Source organism: Mesobacillus campisalis, from assembly GCF_000986785.1.
Lineage (GTDB): Bacteria > Bacillota > Bacilli > Bacillales > Cytobacillaceae > Mesobacillus_B > Mesobacillus_B campisalis.
Genome location: NZ_LAYY01000016.1, coordinates 12,267 through 33,347 on the forward strand (window position 1 = coordinate 12,267; position 21,081 = coordinate 33,347).

19 protein-coding genes are annotated in these 21,081 nt (G+C 45.5%); 15 read left to right on the forward strand and 4 right to left on the reverse strand.

Annotation, left to right across the window (positions count from 1 at the left end; translation table 11 throughout):
• Positions 1–28: 28 nt before the first annotated feature.
• The gene (gene htpX, locus WQ57_RS14650) at positions 29–907 is read right to left on the reverse strand and encodes a protease HtpX (protein ID WP_046524533.1); all 879 of its coding nucleotides are present in this window, start codon (positions 905–907) and stop codon (positions 29–31) included.
• 191 nt (positions 908–1,098) lie between these two features.
• Between htpX and WQ57_RS14655 the strand changes: the two genes are divergently transcribed.
• A complete protein-coding gene (locus WQ57_RS14655) occupies positions 1,099–1,848 on the forward strand; it encodes a DUF1836 domain-containing protein (RefSeq protein WP_046524534.1) in 750 nt (249 codons plus the stop codon).
• A 32-nt stretch (positions 1,849–1,880) separates the two neighbouring features.
• Here the strand turns inward: WQ57_RS14655 and WQ57_RS14660 are convergent, their stop codons facing one another.
• From WQ57_RS14660 to pxpB, 3 genes are read right to left on the reverse strand one after another with little or no spacing between them, the layout of a single operon-like run.
• On the reverse strand, positions 1,881–2,648 hold the full coding sequence (locus WQ57_RS14660; RefSeq protein WP_046524535.1) for a LamB/YcsF family protein: 768 nt from the start codon (positions 2,646–2,648) through the stop codon (positions 1,881–1,883).
• Complete coding sequence (locus WQ57_RS14665; protein ID WP_046524536.1) at positions 2,623–3,657, reverse strand: 5-oxoprolinase subunit C family protein; 1,035 nt, start codon at positions 3,655–3,657, stop codon at positions 2,623–2,625. Before WQ57_RS14665 ends, WQ57_RS14660 begins: the two co-directional genes overlap by 26 nt.
• A complete protein-coding gene (gene pxpB, locus WQ57_RS14670; protein ID WP_046524537.1) occupies positions 3,641–4,360 on the reverse strand; it encodes a 5-oxoprolinase subunit PxpB in 720 nt (239 codons plus the stop codon). Before pxpB ends, WQ57_RS14665 begins: the two co-directional genes overlap by 17 nt.
• A 332-nt stretch (positions 4,361–4,692) precedes the next feature.
• On the opposite strand from pxpB, the gene WQ57_RS14675 reads away from it, so the two are divergent.
• From WQ57_RS14675 to WQ57_RS14740, 14 genes are all read left to right on the forward strand, one after another.
• Positions 4,693–5,907: an acyl-CoA dehydrogenase family protein gene (locus WQ57_RS14675; RefSeq protein ID WP_173427563.1), complete on the forward strand. Its 1,215-nt coding sequence runs from the start codon at positions 4,693–4,695 to the stop codon at positions 5,905–5,907.
• A 144-nt stretch (positions 5,908–6,051) separates the two neighbouring features.
• Complete coding sequence (locus WQ57_RS14680; RefSeq protein WP_046524538.1) at positions 6,052–6,369, forward strand: DUF3870 domain-containing protein; 318 nt, start codon at positions 6,052–6,054, stop codon at positions 6,367–6,369.
• A 169-nt stretch (positions 6,370–6,538) separates the two neighbouring features.
• A complete protein-coding gene (locus WQ57_RS14685; protein WP_046524539.1) occupies positions 6,539–8,218 on the forward strand; it encodes a sigma-54 interaction domain-containing protein in 1,680 nt (559 codons plus the stop codon).
• Between the two features lie 244 nt (positions 8,219–8,462).
• Positions 8,463–9,611, forward strand: a complete 1,149-nt coding sequence (locus WQ57_RS14690; protein ID WP_046524540.1) for an acyl-CoA dehydrogenase family protein — start codon at positions 8,463–8,465, stop codon at positions 9,609–9,611.
• A 16-nt stretch (positions 9,612–9,627) separates the two neighbouring features.
• Entirely contained in the window at positions 9,628–10,398 is a 771-nt protein-coding gene (locus WQ57_RS14695) for an SDR family oxidoreductase (protein WP_046524541.1), read from the forward strand.
• A gap of 33 nt (positions 10,399–10,431) precedes the next feature.
• Positions 10,432–12,387 (forward strand): TRAP transporter permease, encoded by a 1,956-nt coding sequence (locus WQ57_RS14700; protein WP_046524542.1) that lies wholly within the window; start codon positions 10,432–10,434, stop codon positions 12,385–12,387.
• A gap of 17 nt (positions 12,388–12,404) precedes the next feature.
• A complete protein-coding gene (locus WQ57_RS14705; protein WP_046524543.1) occupies positions 12,405–13,421 on the forward strand; it encodes a TAXI family TRAP transporter solute-binding subunit in 1,017 nt (338 codons plus the stop codon).
• A gap of 20 nt (positions 13,422–13,441) precedes the next feature.
• Positions 13,442–15,064 (forward strand): long-chain-fatty-acid--CoA ligase, encoded by a 1,623-nt coding sequence (locus tag WQ57_RS14710; RefSeq protein WP_046524544.1) that lies wholly within the window; start codon positions 13,442–13,444, stop codon positions 15,062–15,064.
• On the forward strand, positions 15,054–15,935 hold the full coding sequence (locus WQ57_RS14715) for a 3-hydroxyacyl-CoA dehydrogenase family protein (RefSeq protein ID WP_046524545.1): 882 nt from the start codon (positions 15,054–15,056) through the stop codon (positions 15,933–15,935). Before WQ57_RS14710 ends, WQ57_RS14715 begins: the two co-directional genes overlap by 11 nt.
• 12 nt (positions 15,936–15,947) lie before the next feature.
• On the forward strand, positions 15,948–16,721 hold the full coding sequence (locus WQ57_RS14720) for an electron transfer flavoprotein subunit beta/FixA family protein (protein ID WP_046524546.1): 774 nt from the start codon (positions 15,948–15,950) through the stop codon (positions 16,719–16,721).
• Between the two features lie 13 nt (positions 16,722–16,734).
• Complete coding sequence (locus WQ57_RS14725) at positions 16,735–17,712, forward strand: electron transfer flavoprotein subunit alpha/FixB family protein (protein WP_046524547.1); 978 nt, start codon at positions 16,735–16,737, stop codon at positions 17,710–17,712.
• Between the two features lie 75 nt (positions 17,713–17,787).
• Positions 17,788–18,633 (forward strand): 3-hydroxyacyl-CoA dehydrogenase family protein, encoded by an 846-nt coding sequence (locus WQ57_RS14730; RefSeq protein WP_046524548.1) that lies wholly within the window; start codon positions 17,788–17,790, stop codon positions 18,631–18,633.
• Between the two features lie 14 nt (positions 18,634–18,647).
• Positions 18,648–19,802 (forward strand): acyl-CoA dehydrogenase family protein, encoded by a 1,155-nt coding sequence (locus tag WQ57_RS14735; protein WP_046524549.1) that lies wholly within the window; start codon positions 18,648–18,650, stop codon positions 19,800–19,802.
• 38 nt (positions 19,803–19,840) lie between these two features.
• Positions 19,841–21,037: a thiolase family protein gene (locus tag WQ57_RS14740; RefSeq protein WP_046524550.1), complete on the forward strand. Its 1,197-nt coding sequence runs from the start codon at positions 19,841–19,843 to the stop codon at positions 21,035–21,037.
• The last annotated feature ends 44 nt before the right edge of the window (positions 21,038–21,081 follow it).

Sequence of the window (21,081 nt, forward strand, 5' to 3'; positions counted from 1 at the left end):
AAACCAGGTTTTACTTATTACAGCCAATTTACATGCTTAAACGTCTGATTCGCTCGTCCAGGTCGGGATGGGTAGAGAACAGCATGGACTTGCCTTTGTTATTGATTTTCAAAGTCGCAATGGTATCCTGGTCATCCTCGTTGATCCGGTTTGAGTAAGCCTTCAGTGTCTTCAAGGCATGGACCATTTTGTCCCTTCCCGCGAGGTCGGCACCGCCTTTGTCGGCATGGTACTCACGATGTCTTGAATACGCAAACACCACAAGGCTGCCGAGAATCGAAAAGGCGATTTGGAAGACGAGGACCGCAATGAAATGGACGACCGGCGCCAAATCTTCCCTGACAAAACGGGAAACTCCCCAGGCGGCAATGCGTGCAAGGAATACGACGAAAGTATTTACGACGCCTTGCAGCAATGTCATCGTCACCATGTCTCCATTCGCGATATGGGCAACCTCGTGGGCAATGACACCTTCGACTGCGTCGTCATCCATTTCCTGCAGCAGCCCGGTGGAGACAGCTACCAAGGACCGCTTTTTGGACGGGCCTGTGGCAAAGGCGTTTACTTCAGCAGCGTCATAGAGGCCAACTTCCGGCATATGAGTGAGGCCTGCCGCCCTTGATAGACGATGCACCTTATCGACGATTTCTTTCTCATGTTGAGCCAATGGCCCCTCAGGATGGAGGACACGGACATTCATCATCTTTTTAGCCATCCAGCGTGACATTGCCAGCGAGATGAAAGAGCCAGTGAACCCAATCACCGCACTGACGACCAGCAGGGAAGCGTAGTCTATTCCGCCCTGTTCATTGATGTAGTTACCGCCTCCAATCAAGGAGAAAATAATACTGATGGTGACCAATACTAGAACGTTGGTTAACAAAAAATAGAAGATTCTTTTTCCCACTATCTCACCTTTTTTTAAATTATTTTTGGGTTCATATGAACTTATCGTATGATTATATTATAGTTTTTCCAGACTGTAGTTTCAATATTTTTTTTTACAACATAGCCATAGGAGTAACCCATTGACTATAAACAAGGAAAGATTTAGGATGAAGTCAGTTACAGTTGCAGATATTCTAGGGGTTGATTAAAGTGGAATTGTTTCAGCTTTCAAGAAAAGATATGGCGGAGTTCCTTTTGGCTTTAAAGGGAGCTAGTGCAAAGGCTCCCAAAAGGGTGCTACAGGAAGCTTGGGCGAATGCCCATACGAAGGAACTCATAGAGGGAAAGACTCTTCCGGCCTTCATTGATACACAAATTCCTCCGATTTTTGAAAAATTATTAAAAGCAGAAAATCATTGTGTTGGCTTTTCCTTAAATGAAATAGTCCAGCTTGGAAATCAGATTGAATTTAGCCATTTATCCTCCACAACGGTACAGAATTGGGTGAAAAGGGATGTGAAAGAGCTTATTGGAACGCCTCAGCATGGAAAGAAATATACCATTGAGCAGGCTGCCACCCTGTTTATCGTAGAAGACCTCAAGGCTTCCCTTGATTTCGATTCGATCCGGAAAATCCTTAAATTGATTTTTAACAATCCGGCCGACCGCTCCGATGATATGGTTGATCCGCTGCACTTGTATTCGGCATATGCGGCCATTTTTGATAAGCTGCAGCATGATAGCTGCGGTGGAGAAGGACAGTCCCGGAAGCTGGTAATGGAAATGGAGATTCAGGAATCAGCTTGGGAACATGTGAACAAGTTCCCAAGCCTGGAAGACGCGCAGAAAGAAATAGTCCAAAATGTCCTGGTTACTGCGGCCCTTACCGTGTTTTGTGCTCATTATCAATCCCTGGCCAAAAAATATATGACAGCTACGCTTTTCCTGCAAGGGTTATAACCCTAAAGTGTAATCCAGATAGCGGGGGAGGTTTATACGAAACTCCCCAGTTTTTCAACCCTAACTTCAGCTAGCTCCAATGAATGGCGAATTTGCCTCGCAAACGCAGCTGCTTTTGCTCCATCTCCATGGAGACAGATGCTTTCAGCCGTGATTGGTACGGGTGTGCCCTGAATTGAAATGACTTCATTCTTCCTAAGCATATCCATCACCTGCTTTACAGCCTTTTTATCATCTTCGAGTACGGAATTAGGTGTTTTTCTCGAAGTCAAACTGCCATCTTCCTGATAGGTTCGGTCAGCAAATGCTTCATTGGCCGTCCGAAGGCCCAGCCTGGTCCCTGCTTTAATCAATTCACTATTGGCAAGGCCCAAAAGGATTAGGCCAGGATCGATTTTATAGACGCTCTTGGCAATTGCTTCTGCTAGATTCGCATCCCTTGCGGCCATATTGTACAGCGCGCCATGCGGTTTCACATGCTGCAAACAAGCTCCTTCGGATTTCACAAAGGCATATAATGCCCCGATTTGATAGGTTACCAGATCGTGGGCCTCCTGAGGGCTGATTTGCATTTCCCTTCTTCCGAACCCCTCAAGGTCCTTCAATCCCGGATGAGCACCAATGGCTACATTCTTTTTCAGCGCCATTCGAACCGTTTTCCTCATGGTTGAAGGGTCGCCTGCGTGAAATCCACAGGCAATGTTCGCAGATGTAACATGGGAAAGAAGTTCTTCATCGTTGCCAAGCGAATAGGCACCGAAACTCTCACCGATATCACAGTTCAAATCCACTTTCATCATCTATCTTCACCTCCCTGAATTTCAACTGTATTCCTTGTTTTACCTGACGTAACATCGCCTCCTTTTGCAGGAGAAGAAGCTGTGCTTGTTTAGCAGAAATCAACTCAAAGAATAGATGGTCTCCCGGCTTAGCCTGGGCGATTGCCGGAAAATCCACCGAAGCGATTTCAGCTATTTTTGGGTAGCCGCCAGTAGCGGGCCTGTCGGCAAGCAGAATAATTGGCTGTCCCCCTGGGGGAACCTGGATTGTCCCATAACATACTGCTTCCGATAGCATTTCCTCTGGATGGCCGAGGCCGAGGTCCGGACCTTTTAGCCGGTATCCCATCCGGTCTGATTGAGGGGTGATGACAAATGGTTCATTGAAAAATGCAGCCTTGCTTTCTAGGGTGAATAAATCAAAATGCCTTCCCTTTATGACCCGTATCGCCAGCCGGTCTGAAGACGGAAAGCTAAACATGTTTGATACAGCCCAGTCAGCCTCTGCATACCCATCTGCCAAGGTTTGTGACAAATGTTTTATTAAGCTTTTAGCCAGACAGCCTGGCGAGCTGACTTTCACATGGTCTCCTGTTTTCAAAGGCCGGCCACAGTAACCGCCCAATGTTGCCCTGAGATAGGTTGATTTGCTGCCGAGTGAAGGCGGTACATTTATCCCCCCGGCAACCGCCAAATATGTCCTGATACCTTGGTTCGCTGCCCCGAAACTAAGGACGCTTCCCTGCTCTATAAAGACCGGGCGCCACATCCTGATTGATTTCCCGTTCACGCGTGGAGACAAATCTCCCCCGCACAAGCTGACGAGCGCATCAGCAGTAAATTCGATTTCCGGACCCAGCAGGGTAATTTCCAAGGCTGCTTCGTTTTCATCGTTGCCCACTAGGACATTTGCAATCCTTAGGGCGAAAGAATCCATTGCTCCGCTAACAATCACCCCGTATTTTTGAAATCCAAAGCGTCCCGGGTCCTGGACGGTCGTGAGGAGGCCGGGCTTATGAATGTTCAGCATGATTCAGTCTCCTCATCTCCAGATACTCATCATGGCCAATGGCTTTAAATTTGATTTTATCTCCCGGCTTCAAAAGGGTTGGCGGACTTTTTTCCGGAACAAAAAGATCGACCGGAGTCCTGCCAATCAGCCGCCAGCCGCCAGGAGTTTTAATAGAATATATTCCAGTCTGCTGCCCGGCGATACCAATGGACCTTTCCGGAATTTGCTGGCGTGGAGAGTCTTTCCGGGGGGCAGCAATTACCTTGGGCATGCCCCAAATATAAGGAAAACCTGGAGCAAAGCCAAGCATATACACAAGATATTCCCCGTTTGAATGTATTTGGACAACTTCTTCCTCGCTGATCCCGTTATAGCTTGCCACAAATGGGAGATCGGGGCCAAACTTGCCGCCATAGCAAACCGGGATTTCGACTACTCTGGGAGGAGATGGAGAGTCAGCCTTAATATTGTGCAGCATGGAATGAAGGTATGAGCAAACCATATCATAAGGGGAAGCGGGTTCAGCTCTCGGCAGCTTTTCTGGCCTGTAGAAAACAGAAATCGTCGTAAATGCCGGCACATACTCAATCATCCATTCTGGAGAGATTGCATCGAGGGCTGAGGCGACCATGGAGATAGTGTTTAAAACCTCAGGTGATGGGTCTTTGGCCAGTTCAATAATGGCAGCATGATCTCCTAATGGTTGTATGCTATATTCCAAACTTGTTCCCTCCTACTTTAAAAAGCTATTGATATTATTATTCTGCGGAAAATAGAAAAAGAGAGCAAGAGATAATCTATTAATATAAAATCTTCATAATTTTTGATAAATTTATTGTCAACTATAATTCCTGTATGTATAATTTGAATTAACACCAAAATCCTTCTAACGAGTTAGCCCTCTTAAGACCAGTGGTTGGTGTGCCGATACTTTCAAATGAAAACGTTTTATTGCTGTCTAGTCTGTTTTATTAAAGCGCAGACAAGTGCCGGCTGCATTCCCATTTGCAGCTGGCCTTTATTGTTTTTACTAATAATAAAGGGGAGAAAAAAATGCTGAATTTTAATTTAAGTGATGAACACCAATCGGTTCAAAAGATGGTAAAGGATTTTGTCGACAAGGAAATCAACCCTTATATTCGTGAGTGGGATGAGAAAGGACATTTTGAAAATTCCATTCTGACGCGCCTGGCTGATCTTGGTCTAATGGGTGTATGCATTCCTGAAGCCTATGGCGGAAGCGGAATGGATTACAACACGCTTGCCATCGTGTGTGAAGAACTTGAACGCGGAGATACTGCATTCCGTACGGCCGTTTCCGTCCACACTGGACTGAATAGTCTAACGTTGCTTCAATGGGGAACAGAAGCCCAAAAGCAAAAATACCTTGTCCCGCAGGCAAAAGGAGAAAAGGTAGGTGCTTTTGGATTGACTGAGCCTAATGCTGGGTCGGATGTAGCAGCAATGCAGACATCAGCAGTACTTGACGGTGACCACTACATACTGAACGGTCAGAAGACATGGATATCCCTTTGTGATGTTGCTGACCATTTTCTTGTATTTGCCTACACGGATAAAAGTAAAAAGCATCATGGGATTTCTGCATTTATTGTCGAGCGGACCATGCCTGGCTTCTCTTCCAGGGCAATCAAAGGCAAGCTTGGCATTCGCGCCGGCAATACCGGGGAGCTGTTCTTTGATAATGTTCGGGTACCAAAAGACAACCTGTTGGGCCAGGAAGGAGAAGGATTCAAGATTGCAATGTCTGCATTGGATAATGGACGCTTTACTGTTGCGGCAGGGGCAGTTGGCCAGATTCGCGCCTGCATTGAAGAAAGTGTGAAATACTGCCATGAAAGAAAGACGTTTGGCAAAGAAATCGGCAAACATCAACTCGTCCAGCAGATGATTGCCAAAATGGAAGCTGGCTACCAGATGTCGAGGCTGCTTGTTTTCAGTGCAGGCTGCCTGAAGAATGAGGGCAAGCGTAATACGAGAGAAACCTCTCTCGCAAAATGGCAGGCTTGTGATTTCGCCAATGAAGCAGCGAATGATGCTGTCCAGATTCATGGAGCCTATGGATTCTCCAATGAGTACCCTGTTGAGAGATTTTTGCGAAATAGCAAAGCGCCTGTCATCTACGAAGGTACCAGGGAAATCCACACAGTCATGCAAGCGGAATATCTGCTAGGCTATCGAGAAGATAAGCCCCTGTCAAATCCTCTTCCTTCCTGGCCATTTGAACAGAAAGAGACAGTCCAAAGCTGAGTTTTAATCGGGCTGAATGCGCTGGAAAAGAGACACCAGGTCGGGTCCCAAGCTTATTAATAGCAAGATCAAACTAGAATAGGCAGGAGTCTGCCGCTTTTATCGCGAATACTAGTACTAACTGGTTCGGAGAGGTGAAGGCAGATGGCAGAAACGATGTTTGTTGCAGGCCATTCGAGGCTGCCAGCCGGAATGGCTGCCAAGAATGTTTATGATACGTTGACAATTACGGTAGAACTTGAGAGAAAGTATGGGGTCATCCTTGAAGCTTCCTGCACGCTTGCGACCGAGCATGGCCGTGATTATATAGGGAGACTGCTGCGGGGGCACAGCATACAGCACGGGGTCGATCACCTGGTTGAAGAGGTGAAGCATCATTATTATGGAAAGGCGACCAATGCAATCGTTGCTGCGTTGGCAGACCTGCATTACCAGTTTCAACAAATAAAACTGAAAAGTTAACAACTGCTAGTCTCTATTTCCGCAAGTCAGGGCTAAGGCCATCAGAAACCCGGAGTCAGCCTTTTCAAGCGCTGAAAGCTCCCGGGTTTCTTTGCTTTCGGTTTATCTCTTTAATAATGGCTTTTCTATTTAGTTATAAGATTATTAAAATCCTGCACGAGGTGACTTTATGGAGGCAGTAATGACCGACAAACTTCCATTTTCCCTGTTTATCGCTTCTCACGAGGGAATAATCCGTTATAGCAATGAAATCCTGCTAAGATATATGCCAGGTCCTGATATAACCGGTAAAAATATTAAGGATGTTTTTACCAGCTGGACAGAGCTTCGGGGCGGGAAGATCATCCATGCTTCCTGCCAGGGAAAAGATTGCATTTTTATAAAGAATAAATGTGCCGACTCCCAGGATTGGGTCTTTATCGGCACATTTTCCTCTGAACTCACTTCGCTTGTTGAAGAACTGAGAGAAGCAAAAAAATTGAACCGTGAATTGGATGCAATTATCGAAAATTCCTATGATGGCATTTATATTACTGATAAAGACGGCATCACGATAAAAACAAATTCAGCAATTGAAAGGCTGACTGGGATTCCGAAAGAGTACTATATTGGAAAAAAAGTGGACGATTTATTGAAGCGGGGCATTCTGAAAAACTCAGTCACCCATCGTGTTCTTGAAAAAAGACGGGCCGTTTCACTGGTCCAGGAAAATTATTTGGGACGACAAACGCTGTTAACGGGAAATCCCGTTTTTAACGAGAAAGGCGAGATTGAAGGTATTGTTACAAACATACGGGATTTATCAGAGATGAATGAGCTTCAGGCCGCCCTAAAAGAAGCAAATCAATTAAAAGACACTTACAAAAAGGAAATAGAGCGGCTGAAGGGAAAGTCAGTCTGGCCGCATGGAGTCATTATCCGAAGTGATTCAATTAAAAGGATTTATGACACTGCTTTAAGAGTCGCGAATGTGGATGCTACTGTCCTCATGCTTGGAGAAACAGGCACTGGTAAGGATGTTTTGGCTCGTTTTATTTATGAAAACAGCGAACGAAGCCGCAAAGGACAATTCATCAAAATCAATTGCGGGGCGATACCAGCCGATTTGCTGGAGTCTGAGTTATTCGGGTATGCTGGCGGGGCATTTACGGGGGCCAATACAAAAGGGAAGCCAGGCATGTTTGAACTTGCCAATAATGGAGTCCTTTTTCTTGATGAGGTAGGAGAGCTGCCCCTGGCGCTTCAGGTAAAGCTTTTAAGAGTAATTCAAGAAAGGGAAGTGCAGCGGATAGGCGGCACGAAGCCGCTAAAGCTGAACGTCAGGCTGATAGCTGCTACAAACCGGAATTTGAAAGAAATGGTAGCTCTCGGTGAGTTTCGAGAGGATTTATTTTATCGCCTGAATGTCGTCCCTATCTCAATACCAAGGCTTGCGGAACGAAAAGATGATATCCTGCCGCTGGTTAATTATTACTTTGAGGTGATGAATTCAAGGTATAACCGAAAAAAGACAGCTACCTCCAGTTTAAATGATTTTTTCTGCCACTATAGCTGGCCAGGAAATGTGAGAGAGTTGGCCAACCTGATTGAAAGATTGGTTCTTGTTACGGAAGAGAATGACTTGAGGACAGAACATTTACCTGCTGAATATCGGGAGTCAACGGAGGAAGCCATACAGGTTAATGAGATGATGACATTGAAAGAAGCAGGAGAGCTTGCTGAGAAAAGGATTCTTCAGCTCGCATTAAAAAGGTATTCCAATACGTATGAAATGGCCGAAGCACTTAAAACAAGCCAGCCAACCATTGTGAGGAAATTAAAAAAATATAAATTGAAAATGAATGAGTAGAATAAAAACCACTATTTTTCCCTAATAGTGGTTTTTATTATGGGATGATTCAATAATGAATCCATCGATTCATTATTGAATCATCTCTTAAAGGCTAATCGCTGGTAAAAGGCAGGTTAATTAATTCATATTTGAATCTTTTTAAAATTGATAAATATTCAAAATATTGATTTAAGTACATTTCTAATTTTGGCACGCTACTTGCATATTTAATGAGTATATAAATAGGAGGAGGTAAATACATATGTTGGCAACTTTGCCGCAGGAAATTGAACAAATGAAGCAAATGGTTAAGAACTTTGTTGAAAAGGAAGTTGAACCATTCGCCCAGCAGATTGAGGATGAGGACCAAATTCCGCAGCATTTAATTGAACAGGCCAAGGAGTTAGGTTTATTTGGAATCAGTATTCCGGAGGAGTATGGCGGCATAGGGTTAAATGCTGTCGGGAAAGCAGTTGTGCTAGAACAGCTGGGCCGTACCCATAATGGTTATGTCAGTCTGATCAGTGCCCATACAGGGATTGGGAGTACAGGTCTTGTGAAGCTGGCATCTGAATATTTAAAACAAAAATATTTGCCGGATATGGCTGCCGGAAGGAAAATTGCTGCATTTGCGCTTTCTGAACCTGGAGCAGGATCAGATGCTACGAATTTATCAACTCGTGCTGAAAAAGTCGGAAATAAATGGATTTTAAATGGAACCAAGCACTTTATCACGAATGCACCTGTAGCAGACGTGTTTACAGTATTTGCGCTGACAGATAAGGAAAAGGGGGCCAAGGGCGGCATCACTGCTTTCCTGGTTGAAAAAGATTTCCCAGGGTTCAGCATTGGCAAGCAGGATAAGAAGATGGGCTTAAGAGGCTCTTATACTGCCCAGCTGATATTCGAAGATTGTGAGGTTCCCGAGGAAAACGTCATCGGGGAAGTGGGAATGGGATATATGTCAGCGTTAAAGATTCTAAGCGAAGGCCGCATCGGACTGGCTGCAAGAGCTGTAGGCTCATGTGACAAACTGATTGAGCTGTCTGCATCGTACGCAAAAGAAAGAATCCAGTTTGGCCGCCCAATTGCCGACAATCAGGCAATTCAGTGGATGCTTGCTGATATGGCCACCGAAACGGAAGCGGCAAGAACGCTGACCCTTAAAGCAGCTTATATGGTGGACGAAGGAAAAAGGGTGATTAAGGAAGCTTCGATGGCAAAACTGTTTGCATCAGAAGTATTCAACCGGGTAGCAGATAAAGCGGTTCAAATCCACGGCGGAATGGGATATGTGTCCGATTATCCAGTGGAACGTTTTTACCGTGATGCAAGGATAACCAAAATCTATGAAGGCACAAACGAAATCCAGCGCTTAATCATTGCCAGAAGAGTTCTGGAAGAGAATTGATGAAGGAAGTAATGAGATGATTAATGGCCTATTCAATCTTGAAAATAAAGTAGCTTTTATTACAGGGGGCGGCAAAGGGCTGGGCTTTCAGATAGCGGAAGCTTTTGCCTCAGCAGGCTGTCATATCGCGATCTGTTCACGCAAAAGGGAAACATGCCAGGAAAGCGCTGGCAAATTGGCCGATAAGTATAACATCAAGGCCATGGGCTACGGCTGCAATATCCAAAGCGAGGATGAGGTAAAAACCGTAGTGGAACAGGTTCTTGGCGATTTTGGTCAGGTTGATATTCTCGTCAATAACAGCGGGGCAACATGGGGGGCTGCATTCGAAGAGATGCCTCTTGAGGCCTGGCAAAAAGTCATGAATGTCAATTTGACCGGAACTTTTTTGATGACCAGGGAAGTCGGCAAACATATGATTACCCGAAGGACCGGGAAAATCATCAATATCGGTTCGGCTGCGGGGGTTAAGGCGGAACCTCCAGAAGTGCTCAATGCGGTTGGCTACAGCACAAGCAAGGCAGCCATCCACCATTTCACACGAGATCTTGCCAGGAAATGGGCCCAGCATAATATATATGTCAATGCAATTGCACCAGGCTTTTTCCCTTCAGATATGACCAAGCACGTCCTAAGCAAAAAGGGAGAAGAAATCAAGCAGCATAATCCGCTTGGAAGAATTGGTGATGATCATGCCCTGCAGGGAGCTGCTCTTTTCTTTGCCAGTCCAGCCAGTGATTTTGTGACTGGCCAGGTATTATCAGTAGATGGCGGCAGCACATTATAGTGGCTTTCGAAATTCAGATAAGGAGGCAATAGAATGGAACAGACGCAGCGGCCGGAGAAAATTGATACGACCGTTAAGGAGAAACAGGCTTATGTTGAACAGTTATGGCAATCGCGAAAAGAGGGCTGGAATAAATCACGGATCTTAATGCTGATAATATCACTCCTCGCGATTGGAATGTCTGTTTTCCATGTATATACTGCTGGCTTTGGGACGCTGCCCTCATGGGAGCAAAGGAGTATCCATGTTGTCTGGGCATTGCTGCTGATCTTCCTTTTGTTTCCGTTTAAAAAAGGGAGTAAATTCGGAGCGGTTGATATTATCTTTGTGATAATCACTTTAACAGTGGGAGCCTATATTATTTTTGGTGCAGAAGGCATTCAAAGCAGGCAGGGGAATGTCGGATCCAATGACATGATTTTTGGAACCCTGCTTCTTGCCCTCGTTCTTGAAGCAACAAGAAGAACGAACGGCTTTTTCATGATGCTGATTGGGTTGTTTTTCCTTGTATACATATTCTTTGGCCAATACTTTCCGGGGATCCTGGCTCATCCGGGGGCAAGATATGGGAAAATGATTGACCAGATGTTTAATAGCACATTAGGAATCTTTAGTTCACCTATCTATGTCAGCTCTACCATTCTCGTACTTTTTGTTGTATTCGGCTCATTTTTAATGAAATCGGGAGGTGGCCAATTTTTCACCAATTTTGCTTTTGGTGCTTTGGGAAATAAAACTGGAGGCCCGGCTTTATCTTCTGTAGGAGCCAGTGCGCTGGTTTCAACTATTACCGGAAATGGCGCAGCCAATGCAGCAATTACAGGTTCCTTTACGATTCCTTTGATGAAAAAGCTTGGCTATTCGAAAAAATTCTCTGCGGCGGTAGAAGCAGTGGCTTCTCAAGGTGGCCAAATTATGCCGCCGATCATGGGAGCATCTGTGTTTATTATGGCGGAAGCTACAGGGGTTCCTTATATCAAGCTGGCATTATATGCGCTCATTCCCGCTGTGATTTACTTTTTAGTTGCCGGATTTATCGTCTATTTCCATGCAAAACGCTTAAAATTAGCCGGCATCCCCAAGGAACAGCTTCCTGATCCGAAGAAGATTCTTTTAAAGGAGGGCTATTTATTCCTCCCAATTCTCATCATTATTGGTTTGATGGTTTACGGCTACAGCCCAATGAAGGCTGGATTTTATGCTATTTTGCTGACGGTGGCCATCAGTTGGATCCGTAAATCAACAAGAATGAATATCCTGGATATTCTTGCGGCTTTGGAAAATGGAATCAGGGGGGCTCTTGCTGTCATAGCTGCCTGTGCCACAGCTGGAATTATCGTCGGAGCGGTTTCATTGACAGGTTTGGGCTTGAATTTTTCAAGATTTGTCATTGACCTTGCAGGCGGCCAATTATTCCCATTGCTCCTCCTAATTGCGGCTGCTTCCATTGTACTTGGGATGGGAATGCCCACGGTTTCAGCCTATGTAATTCTGGCGGTCCTTGGAGTTCCCGCTCTTACAGATGCTGGAGTAAACCTGATCGCGGCGCATATGTTTGTCTTTTATTTTGGGGTGCTGTCAGGGTTGACACCTCCAGTGGCCATAACTGCCTATACAACAGCTGGAATTGCAGGGTCAAACCCGAACGCTACTGCTCTTTATGCGATCCGTATCGGGGCAGGCGGCTTTTTCCTCCCGTTTATTTTCGTCTATAATCCGGAACTCCTTATGCAAAGCGGAAACGCACTGGAAATTGTTCTTGCCGTTGTAACGGCCCTATTCAGCTGCTTCCTTTTCTCGGCAGCGATGGAACGCTATTTGGTCAACGATTTAAATTTCATTCAAAGTATTCTATTGTTCAGCGCATCGGCAGTTCTTGTCATTCCTGGACTGTTAACGGATATTGCTGGACTTGCACTGTTTGCCGTTGTTTATTTCTGGCAAAAGCGTAGGCTGGTCGATAGCCCGGGCAAACAAGTGAATGTATAAATGAAGGAGGAATTGGTTTGGAAAAACTTAAATTAAGTTTACTATTACTGATTTGCACATCACTGATATTGGCGGCATGCGGATCTGGCAACGGTGAGAAAGCATCAGGAGAAGAAGGGAAGCTGTCAGCCCCAAGCAAATTTTTGCGGATAGGCTCTGGTCCTATGGGTTCCGGCTGGTTTCCGATTACAACCGTCATGTCCGAAATCTATATGGATAATTTTAGCGGCTTGAACGCCTCGCAAATTGAAGGCGGTTCAACTGCGAATCTAAAGTCGCTTGATGTGGGTGATGTTGAAGCAGCCATCAACTATACTTCCGACTTTGCTGATGCAATAAAGGGAGAGGGAAGCTTCAACAAGAAGATTGAAAGTGTGGCAGCTGTAGCTTCTTTATATCCTGTATTCCAGACTATTGCCACTCTGGAAAAAAACAAGGATATTAATTCAATTGAAGATATTGTGGACAAGCACATCTTCCTTGGACCGAAGGATGGCGGCGGACCGGTAGCCTTTTGGCGGATGATGGCAGAGTATGGAATCGATGAAGAGAAAATAAAAGCTGCCGGCGGCAAAATTTCCTATGGAAGCTATAATGACGGAGCTTCAATGATGGCAGACGGCAATGTCGATGTATTCCTGGGCGGTGGTGCACCAGCGATTCCTGCATTACAGGAAATTGAATTGACCAATCAAGTGAAGGTGCTGCCAATTGATCAGGATAAGCTGGAAAGCATCAGCCAAAAAGGGTTTGGTATATCATTTGACAGCATCCCGGCTGGCGTTTACAAAGGCCAGGACGAAGAAATCCAAACCTATACGACTGTGTCCATGCTGACAGTCCAAAAGGAGCTGGAGGAGGACTACGTCTACAATCTGACAAAGGTATTCTGGGACAACATTGATGCGTTTGAAAAACAAATACCAGAGCGAGCCAAGCATTTTACCCTTGATACTGTTTTGGATGGCATTAATCCAGAAACCCTTCATCCAGGTGCGAAAAAATATTATCAAGAACAGAATGTACTGAATTAAAAGCAATGGGGTGAAGAGGATTGAAAAACTTAACTAACCGGCCATGGTTCAAATATTACAATCAGATTGCAGATCTCGAAATTCCGGAACTCCCGTTGTATTCAATGTTTGAACAAACTGTTTCGGATTATGGCGACCATGTCGCAATCATATTTGAAGATGAGAAAATCACTTATCGACAACTGAAGGATCAGGTGGACCGGCTGGCTGGGGCTTGGCGTGAAATGGGGTTTGAGAAAGGGGAACGTCTTGGCCTGATGCTCGCCAACCACCCTGATTATGTAATTTGCTATTATGCAGCTCAGGCGCTCGGAGTAACCATTGTACAGATCAATCCTATGTATACACCGCGTGAGCTGCTGCAAATCATCAATGATGCAAAGGTTTCCTCCATCGTGGGTGATCCTTTGGCCAAAACGACCATTCAGGAAGTGAACCATCTATATTCCTTCAACTATATAATCGGTTCTCAAACAGAGACCTGGGGAGAGACAGAGTTTAAAAGCATTGATGAACTGATCCTATTTTCCGCGCCGCTGGAGTCGCCTGCAAAAGTAAATGTGCATGAAGATATTGCTGTAATCCAATATACCGGCGGGACAACAGGAAAGATGAAAGGGGCCATGCTTACTCATTACAACCTGGTGGCCAATGTTATCCAAAGCTATTCCATGTATGGGGATCAAATGGTCAAGGGTGAGGAAACCGTGTTGACTGCCACTCCTTTGTACCATGTCTATGCCATGACGAGCGCTATGAATCTTGGAATCTATATTGGCGCAACGCTGCTTTTATTCCGGAAATTCGAGGTTCAGGATGTACTGGAAAAGATAAAAAAATATCGGCCGACTTTTTTTCCGGGCGTACCAAGGATGTATATTTCGTTTGTCAATCATCCCGATATTGACAAATATAATCTGGACTGTTTAAAGACATGCTCATCAGGATCTGCACCGCTTCCCGTCGAAGTGATAAAGCGGTTCGAAAAGCTAACTGGAGCTGTGATTGGAGAGGGATTTGGCCTGTCTGAGGCATCACCTTCAACTCATCGGAATCCGCCCTTTGGAATCAGGAAAGTGGGGAGCATCGGGATTCCAATGCCAAAAACCGACTGCATGATTATTGATAACAACGGCAATGAACTGGGTCCCAAATGTGTGGGTGAGTTGCTGTTAAGAGGGCCGCAGATAATGAAAGGATACTGGGCCAACCAGGAGGAAACCGCCTCCACCCTTCAGAATGGCTGGCTTCATACCGGTGACCTCGCGATGATGGATGAGGATGGCTATTTTTACATTGTGGGCCGTAAAAAAGAAATGATCATTGTCGGCGGATTTAATATCTATCCACAGGAAATTGAAGGTGTTTTATATGAATATCCCGATATTAAGGAAGCGGCAGTGGTTGGCATTCCCCATGAAGAACATGGAGAGCTTGTCAAGGCTTACATTGTACCAAAAGATGGGGTGGAGATTGACCTTGAGGAACTGAAAGGATATTGCTACTCCAAGCTTACTCCATATAAAGTTCCAAAGGTGATTGAAGTCAGGGAGAAGCTTCCGAGGAATACTGTCGGCAAGCTGTTGAAAAGGCTTCTGGTAAAAGAAGAACTGGAGAAAGGGGAGGAACATAATGCCGGTTGACAAAATTAAGAACGTAGCCGTAATTGGTGCCGGAACAATGGGAGCCCAGATTGCAATGGTATGTGCGCTGGCACAGTACCAAGTAGTCCTTCAGGATGTAAGCAAGGAAAGACTTGAAAAAGGCAGGGGCATCCTTAAGGAGCAAATGGAAAGAAGGGTGCAAAAAGGGCGGCTTACCGAGGACGAAGTACAGGCAGCTTTTAGCAGGATTGTATTCACCACCTCATTGGATGAATTAAAAGATATTGATTTCGTCATCGAAGCAATCATTGAAAAAGTGGAGATTAAGAGAGAGCTATTCTCGAAACTTGATGAGGTCACGCCTAGGCATGCGATTTTGGCAACAAACAGTTCAACCATTGTCAGTTCGAAGCTGGCAGATGCAACAACCCGGCCGGATAAGGTATGCAACGTCCACTTCTTTAATCCGGCACTTGTAATGGAGCTGGTCGAAGTTGTGAGAGGACCCCATACTTCCAGGGAGACAGCAGAACTGGCCATGAGTTTCATAGAATCAATCAATAAATATCCAGTTCTGTTAAACAAAGAAATTTCAGGTTTTGTAGCGAATCGAATTCTTGGCAAGCTGATGGATGAAGCGGTCTATCTGCTCGAAAATGGCATTGCAAGTCATGAGGATATTGATGTCGTTTGTAAAAAAGCATTGAACCACCCAATCGGTCCTTTTGCCTTGATGGATTTAACAGGAATTGATGTCAATTATCTGGTCCGAATGCAGCGGTATCAGGAAAGCGGCGACGAGAGGGACCGCCCGTCAAACATTGTTCAGGAAAAATATGAAAAAGGGGAGCTGGGACGAAAGACAGGAAAAGGATTCTATACCTATGAATCTGCCCCGGCAAAAGTATAAGGAGGGATATCCATGAATATATTCGTGCTGTTAAAAAGAACATTTGATACTGAGGAAAAAATTACAATCGCAAACGGTGCTATTAACGAAGATGGTGCCGAATTCATTATTAATCCATATGACGAATATGCCGTCGAGGAAGCCATCCAGCTGCGTGAGAGTCATGGTGGCGAAGTAACGGTTGTATCCGTTGGCGGTGAAGATGGTGAAAAACAGCTTCGCACAGCATTGGCTATGGGAGCCGATAAAGCGGTTCTAATCAATACCGAAGACGATATTGAATATGGGGACCAGCATACCACCTCAAAAATCCTGGCGGAATACCTGAAGGATAAAGAAGCGGATATTATATTGGCCGGAAACGTGGCGATTGACTGCGGCAGCGGGCAGGTAGGTCCACGTGTGGCCGATCTTTTGGATATTCCTTATGTAACCACAATTACAAAGCTTGAAATCGAAGGTGATAAAGTATCAGTGGTACGTGATGTGGAGGGAGATTCTGAAGTAATTGAAACATCTCTTCCTTTATTGATAACAGCTCAGCAAGGCTTAAACGAACCACGCTATCCATCATTGCCGGGAATCATGAAAGCGAAGAAAAAACCGCTGGAAGAGCTGGAACTTGATGACCTGGACCTGGATGAAGATGAGGTTGAAGCCAAGACAAAAGTAATTGAAATCTTCTTGCCGCCAACAAAGGAAGCAGGCAGAGTGCTTGAAGGTGAAATTTCGGAAAAAGTGAAGGAACTGGTCAGCCTGCTCCATAAAGAAGCGAAAGTGATATAAAGGAGGAAATATCATGACTAAAAAAGTAGCTGTACTTGGAGAAATTCGTGATGGATCGCTGCGGAATGTTTCTTTTGAAGGGCTGGCAGCGGCCAGGACGATAGCGGAAGGCGGAGAAATCCTTGCTGTACTGGTCGGAGCTTCTCTCGGAACGCTGGCACAGGATATGATTCATTATGGTGCAGACAGGGTGGTCACGGTCGAGGATGAAAAGCTGGCACAATATACTCCTGATGGATTTTCACAAGCATTCTTAAGCGTTGTTGAGCAGGAAAAGCCTGAAGCCATCGTGTTCGGTCACACGGCCCTTGGAAAAGATCTTGCTCCAAAAATTGCGAGCAGGCTTGGCTGCGGATTGATTTCAGATGCAGTTGATGTGGAAATTGCCGGCGGAAATGTTGTGTTTACGAGACCTATATACTCGGGCAAGGCGTTTGAAAAGAAAATAGTGAGTGACGGAATTGTTTTTGCGACAATTCGCCCTAATAATATTGCACCACTTGAAAAAGAAACTTCCCGTGCAGGTGAGGTAACGGCGTTGTCTGCCGAGATTAAAGACCTTCGGACCATTGTCCGCGAAGTAGCCAAAAAAGCAACCCAGGGCGTGGATTTATCCGAAGCAAAAATCATTGTTGCCGGGGGACGTGGGGTTAAAAGTGCAGATGGCTTCAGTCCGCTGCAAGAACTTGCTGATGTGCTTGGCGGAGCAGTCGGTGCCTCCCGCGGAGCCTGTGATGCAGAATATTGCGATTATTCGCTTCAAATTGGCCAAACGGGGAAAGTTGTTACCCCTGATTTATATATTGCCTGCGGCATTTCGGGCGCCATCCAGCATTTGGCCGGAATGTCCAATTCAAAGGTAATCGTTGCGATAAATAAAGATCCTGAAGCAAACATCTTCAAAGTGGCGGATTACGGCATTGTTGGCGATTTATTTGAAGTCGTGCCTATGCTTGCTGAAGAGTTTAAAAACCTGCTGATAAAGGCCTAGATAAACCGGAAAAAGCTCCCCGCTGGCGCGGGGGCTAATTCCCGGTTCGATATGGAGCCGAGAGGGGGAATGAAAATGGAAAGAATCTCCGTGATAGGCGCTGGAACTATGGGGCGGGGGATTGTCTACTCCTGTGCAACAGCCGGTTTTTTAACTGCTGTCCAGGATATCTCAGAGGAATCGTTGGAAACTTGCCGATCCTATATTAACAAACAACTGGAACGTTCCATTGAAAAAGGGCTGGTAACGGCAGAGGAAGCGGAAGCTGCCAAAGGCAGGATCTCGTATTCCACCAGCATTCAAGAAACGGTGGCCGAAGCCGAGTTAGTTATTGAAGCAGTCCTTGAAGTGATGGAGCTGAAGATGGATATTTTTAAACAGCTCGATCAGTTTGCACCATCCACAGCGATACTGGCTACAAACACATCAACAATGAGCCCAACTGAAATTGCCGCACAAACGAGCAGGCCTGAACGCTGTATTGCTTTGCACTTTTTCAATCCGGTTCCAAAGATGAAATTAATTGAAGTGATCTGCGGCTTGGAAACTTCAGAGGAAACCATCCGTAAAAGCTTTGAATTTGGCAAGGCTATGGGAAAAGAATGCGTTAAAATCAATGAATTTCCGGGCTTTGCTGTCAGCAGGATGAACTGCCTGATTGGCAATGAAGCGATGAATATGGTCATGGAAGGTGTAGGCAGCATCGAAGATATCGATAAGGCGATCAAGCTGGGCTTAAACCACCCGATGGGACCTCTGGAACTTGCCGATCTGGTCGGTCTCGATACAAGGCTCCGCAATATGGAATACCTGTACAAAACGCTGGGAGAAAAGTATCGGCCGTGCCCGATACTCGTAAAGTATGTAAAAGCGGGCCGTCTTGGCAAGAAATCCGGCAGCGGATTTTACAACTACAATTAGCGGGGGGGATACAAATGGATTTTCGTTTGGATGAAGACATTCAATTTTTAAAGAAAAACGTCCGGGATTTTGTCCAGAGCGAAGTGGAAGCTGTGGCAATGCAGATAGAAGAAGAAAATAAGATTCCAGAAAGGATTATTGAGTTTTCAAAGGAAATGGGGCTGTTCGGACTTAGTATTCCAGAGGAGTTTGGCGGCCTTGGGATTGGCATGGTAGGGAAATGTGCCCTTTATGAGGAAATTGGTGCAACTCATAATGGCTATACGACCTTGATTGGCGCCCATACTGGCATTGGAACAGTCGGCATTGTCGATATGGGCAATGAAGCCCAAAAAAGAAAATACCTGCCGGATATGGCTGCAGGCGAAAAAATAGGAGCATTTGCCCTGACTGAACCATCTGCCGGATCCAATGCCACGAACCTGAAAACAACCGCTGTAAAAAAGGGAGACAAATATATCCTTAATGGAACGAAACATTATATAACCAATGCAACCGAAGCGGATGTTTTTACAGTAATGGCTGTGACCGACCCCTCAAAAGGCGCTAAAGGAATTACATCTTTTATTGTGGAAAAGGAATTCTCTGGCTTTCAGGTAGGGGCTGTAGAGAAAAAAATGGGGTTAAGAGGCTCGCACTCCGCAGAAGTGATTATGGAAGATTGTGAAGTACCTGTGGAGAATGTGCTTGGTGTAGAAGGACAGGGATACGTCAACGCCTTGAAAATATTGGCAAATGGGCGTGCAGGTTTGGCAGCCCGGAATTTGGGGTCGTGCCAAAAGCTTCTTGATATGTCGGCTACTTATGCCAATCAAAGGGTGCAATTCAATGTTCCGATTATCGAACACCAGGCTGTGGCCCACATGTTATCTGAAATGGCAATGGAAATTGAAGCGCTCCGTTCTTTTACATACAGGGTAGCATGGATGGTCGATGAAGGCATGAAGGTGATTAAAGAAGCGGCAATGCTGAAACTCTTTGGTTCAGAAGTGTATAACCGGGTTGCTGACAAGGCCATTCAGGTCCACGGCGGAATTGGCTATATTGCCGATTATCCGATTGAGCGCTTCTTCCGTGATGCCCGGATTACCCGAATCTACGAGGGGACTTCTGAAATCCAGAAGAACATCATTGCAGGACAATTGAAAAAAGAATACAAGCTAGATTAATAGAATGAGTGAACTTAAGGCGGAGGGGAGATAAAATTATGTCGGCAAAAGAAAACATTGTCATAGTCAGTGCTGTCCGGACACCAATCGGTCGTTATGGCGGCGGGTTAAAGGAATTAAATTCTGGCCATTTGGCAAGCCATGTCATTAAAGAGGCGATAAAACGGGCAAACATTGAAGCAGATCAGGTTGATGAGGTCATATTGGGAGAAGTGAGGCAGTCAACGGAATCTTCGAACGTTGCGAGGGTAGCAGCCCTAAGAGCTGGAGTACCTGAAACGGCACCTGCTTTCACGATTAATCGCCTTTGCGCATCCGGAATGCAGGCGATTGCCTCTGGTGTTCAACAGATCCAATCAGGTCAGGCCGATATTGTCGTAGCTGGCGGAACAGAAAGCATGAGCTGTTCTCCGGTTTATTTGAGAGGCTCACGTTTCGGAGGGGACCGTGCCCATTTGGTTGATTCCAACACAGAAGCCGGACAGCAGCCGAAGGAAATATATGGTGATAATCTAGGGATGGGAATTACCGCAGAAAACGTCGCTGAAAAATACCAGATATCAAGGGAAGATCAGGATGCGTTCGCGATTGAAAGCCAGAGAAGAGCAGGAATCGCCATAGAAGAGGGGAAATTCAAGGAGGAGATTATTCCTGTAGAAATAACTGGCAAAAAAGGCTCAACACTGATTGAAACCGATGAACATCCACGGCCAGATACCACACTTGAAAAATTGGCGAAATTAAAACCTGTTTTCCGCAAGGAAGGCACTGTGACTGCAGGAAATGCATGCGGACGCAACGACGGTGCTTCAGTGCTTGTCTTGATGTCAGAGTCGAATGCGAAGGAACAAAATCTTACCCCGCTTGCCAGAATAGTAGATTGGGCTGCTGTAGGTGTATCCCCGGAAATAATGGGCATTGGTCCAGTTCCAGCGGTGAAGAAGCTTCTTGAACGGACAGGAAAAACAATCGAAGAGATTGACCTGTTTGAACTGAATGAAGCCTTTGCTTCCCAGGCACTGGCGGTCATTAGAGAACTGGGTCTAAACCAGGAAAAAGTAAATGTAAATGGCGGCGCCATTGCACTTGGACATCCGGTTGGAGCCACAGGAGCTCGTATTGTCACTACGCTGTTATACGAACTTATCCGCAGAAAACAACGTTACGGCATAGCGACTCTCTGTGTGGGTGGGGGACAGGGAATGGCCATTTTAATCGAAAATGCGTCCGAATAGTAAGGAAGAGGAATAGAGTCAAGTGCAATGCTTGACCTTGAAAA

Excerpts from the sequence above, each read along its gene's own strand:
- WQ57_RS14660 (WP_046524535.1), bottom strand. The coding sequence starts at position 2,648 with ATGATGAAAGTGGATTTGAACTGTGATATCGGTGAGAGTTTCGGTGCC.
- WQ57_RS14665 (WP_046524536.1), bottom strand. The coding sequence starts at position 3,657 with ATGCTGAACATTCATAAGCCCGGCCTCCTCACGACCGTCCAGGACCCG.
- WQ57_RS14675 (WP_173427563.1), top strand. The coding sequence starts at position 4,693 with ATGCTGAATTTTAATTTAAGTGATGAACACCAATCGGTTCAAAAGATG.
- WQ57_RS14680 (WP_046524538.1), top strand. The coding sequence starts at position 6,052 with ATGGCAGAAACGATGTTTGTTGCAGGCCATTCGAGGCTGCCAGCCGGA.
- WQ57_RS14685 (WP_046524539.1), top strand. The coding sequence starts at position 6,539 with ATGGAGGCAGTAATGACCGACAAACTTCCATTTTCCCTGTTTATCGCT.
- WQ57_RS14690 (WP_046524540.1), top strand. The coding sequence starts at position 8,463 with ATGTTGGCAACTTTGCCGCAGGAAATTGAACAAATGAAGCAAATGGTT.
- WQ57_RS14695 (WP_046524541.1), top strand. The coding sequence starts at position 9,628 with ATGATTAATGGCCTATTCAATCTTGAAAATAAAGTAGCTTTTATTACA.
- WQ57_RS14700 (WP_046524542.1), top strand. The coding sequence starts at position 10,432 with ATGGAACAGACGCAGCGGCCGGAGAAAATTGATACGACCGTTAAGGAG.
- WQ57_RS14715 (WP_046524545.1), top strand. The coding sequence starts at position 15,054 with ATGCCGGTTGACAAAATTAAGAACGTAGCCGTAATTGGTGCCGGAACA.
- WQ57_RS14720 (WP_046524546.1), top strand. The coding sequence starts at position 15,948 with ATGAATATATTCGTGCTGTTAAAAAGAACATTTGATACTGAGGAAAAA.
- WQ57_RS14725 (WP_046524547.1), top strand. The coding sequence starts at position 16,735 with ATGACTAAAAAAGTAGCTGTACTTGGAGAAATTCGTGATGGATCGCTG.
- WQ57_RS14730 (WP_046524548.1), top strand. The coding sequence starts at position 17,788 with ATGGAAAGAATCTCCGTGATAGGCGCTGGAACTATGGGGCGGGGGATT.
- WQ57_RS14735 (WP_046524549.1), top strand. The coding sequence starts at position 18,648 with ATGGATTTTCGTTTGGATGAAGACATTCAATTTTTAAAGAAAAACGTC.
- WQ57_RS14740 (WP_046524550.1), top strand. The coding sequence starts at position 19,841 with ATGTCGGCAAAAGAAAACATTGTCATAGTCAGTGCTGTCCGGACACCA.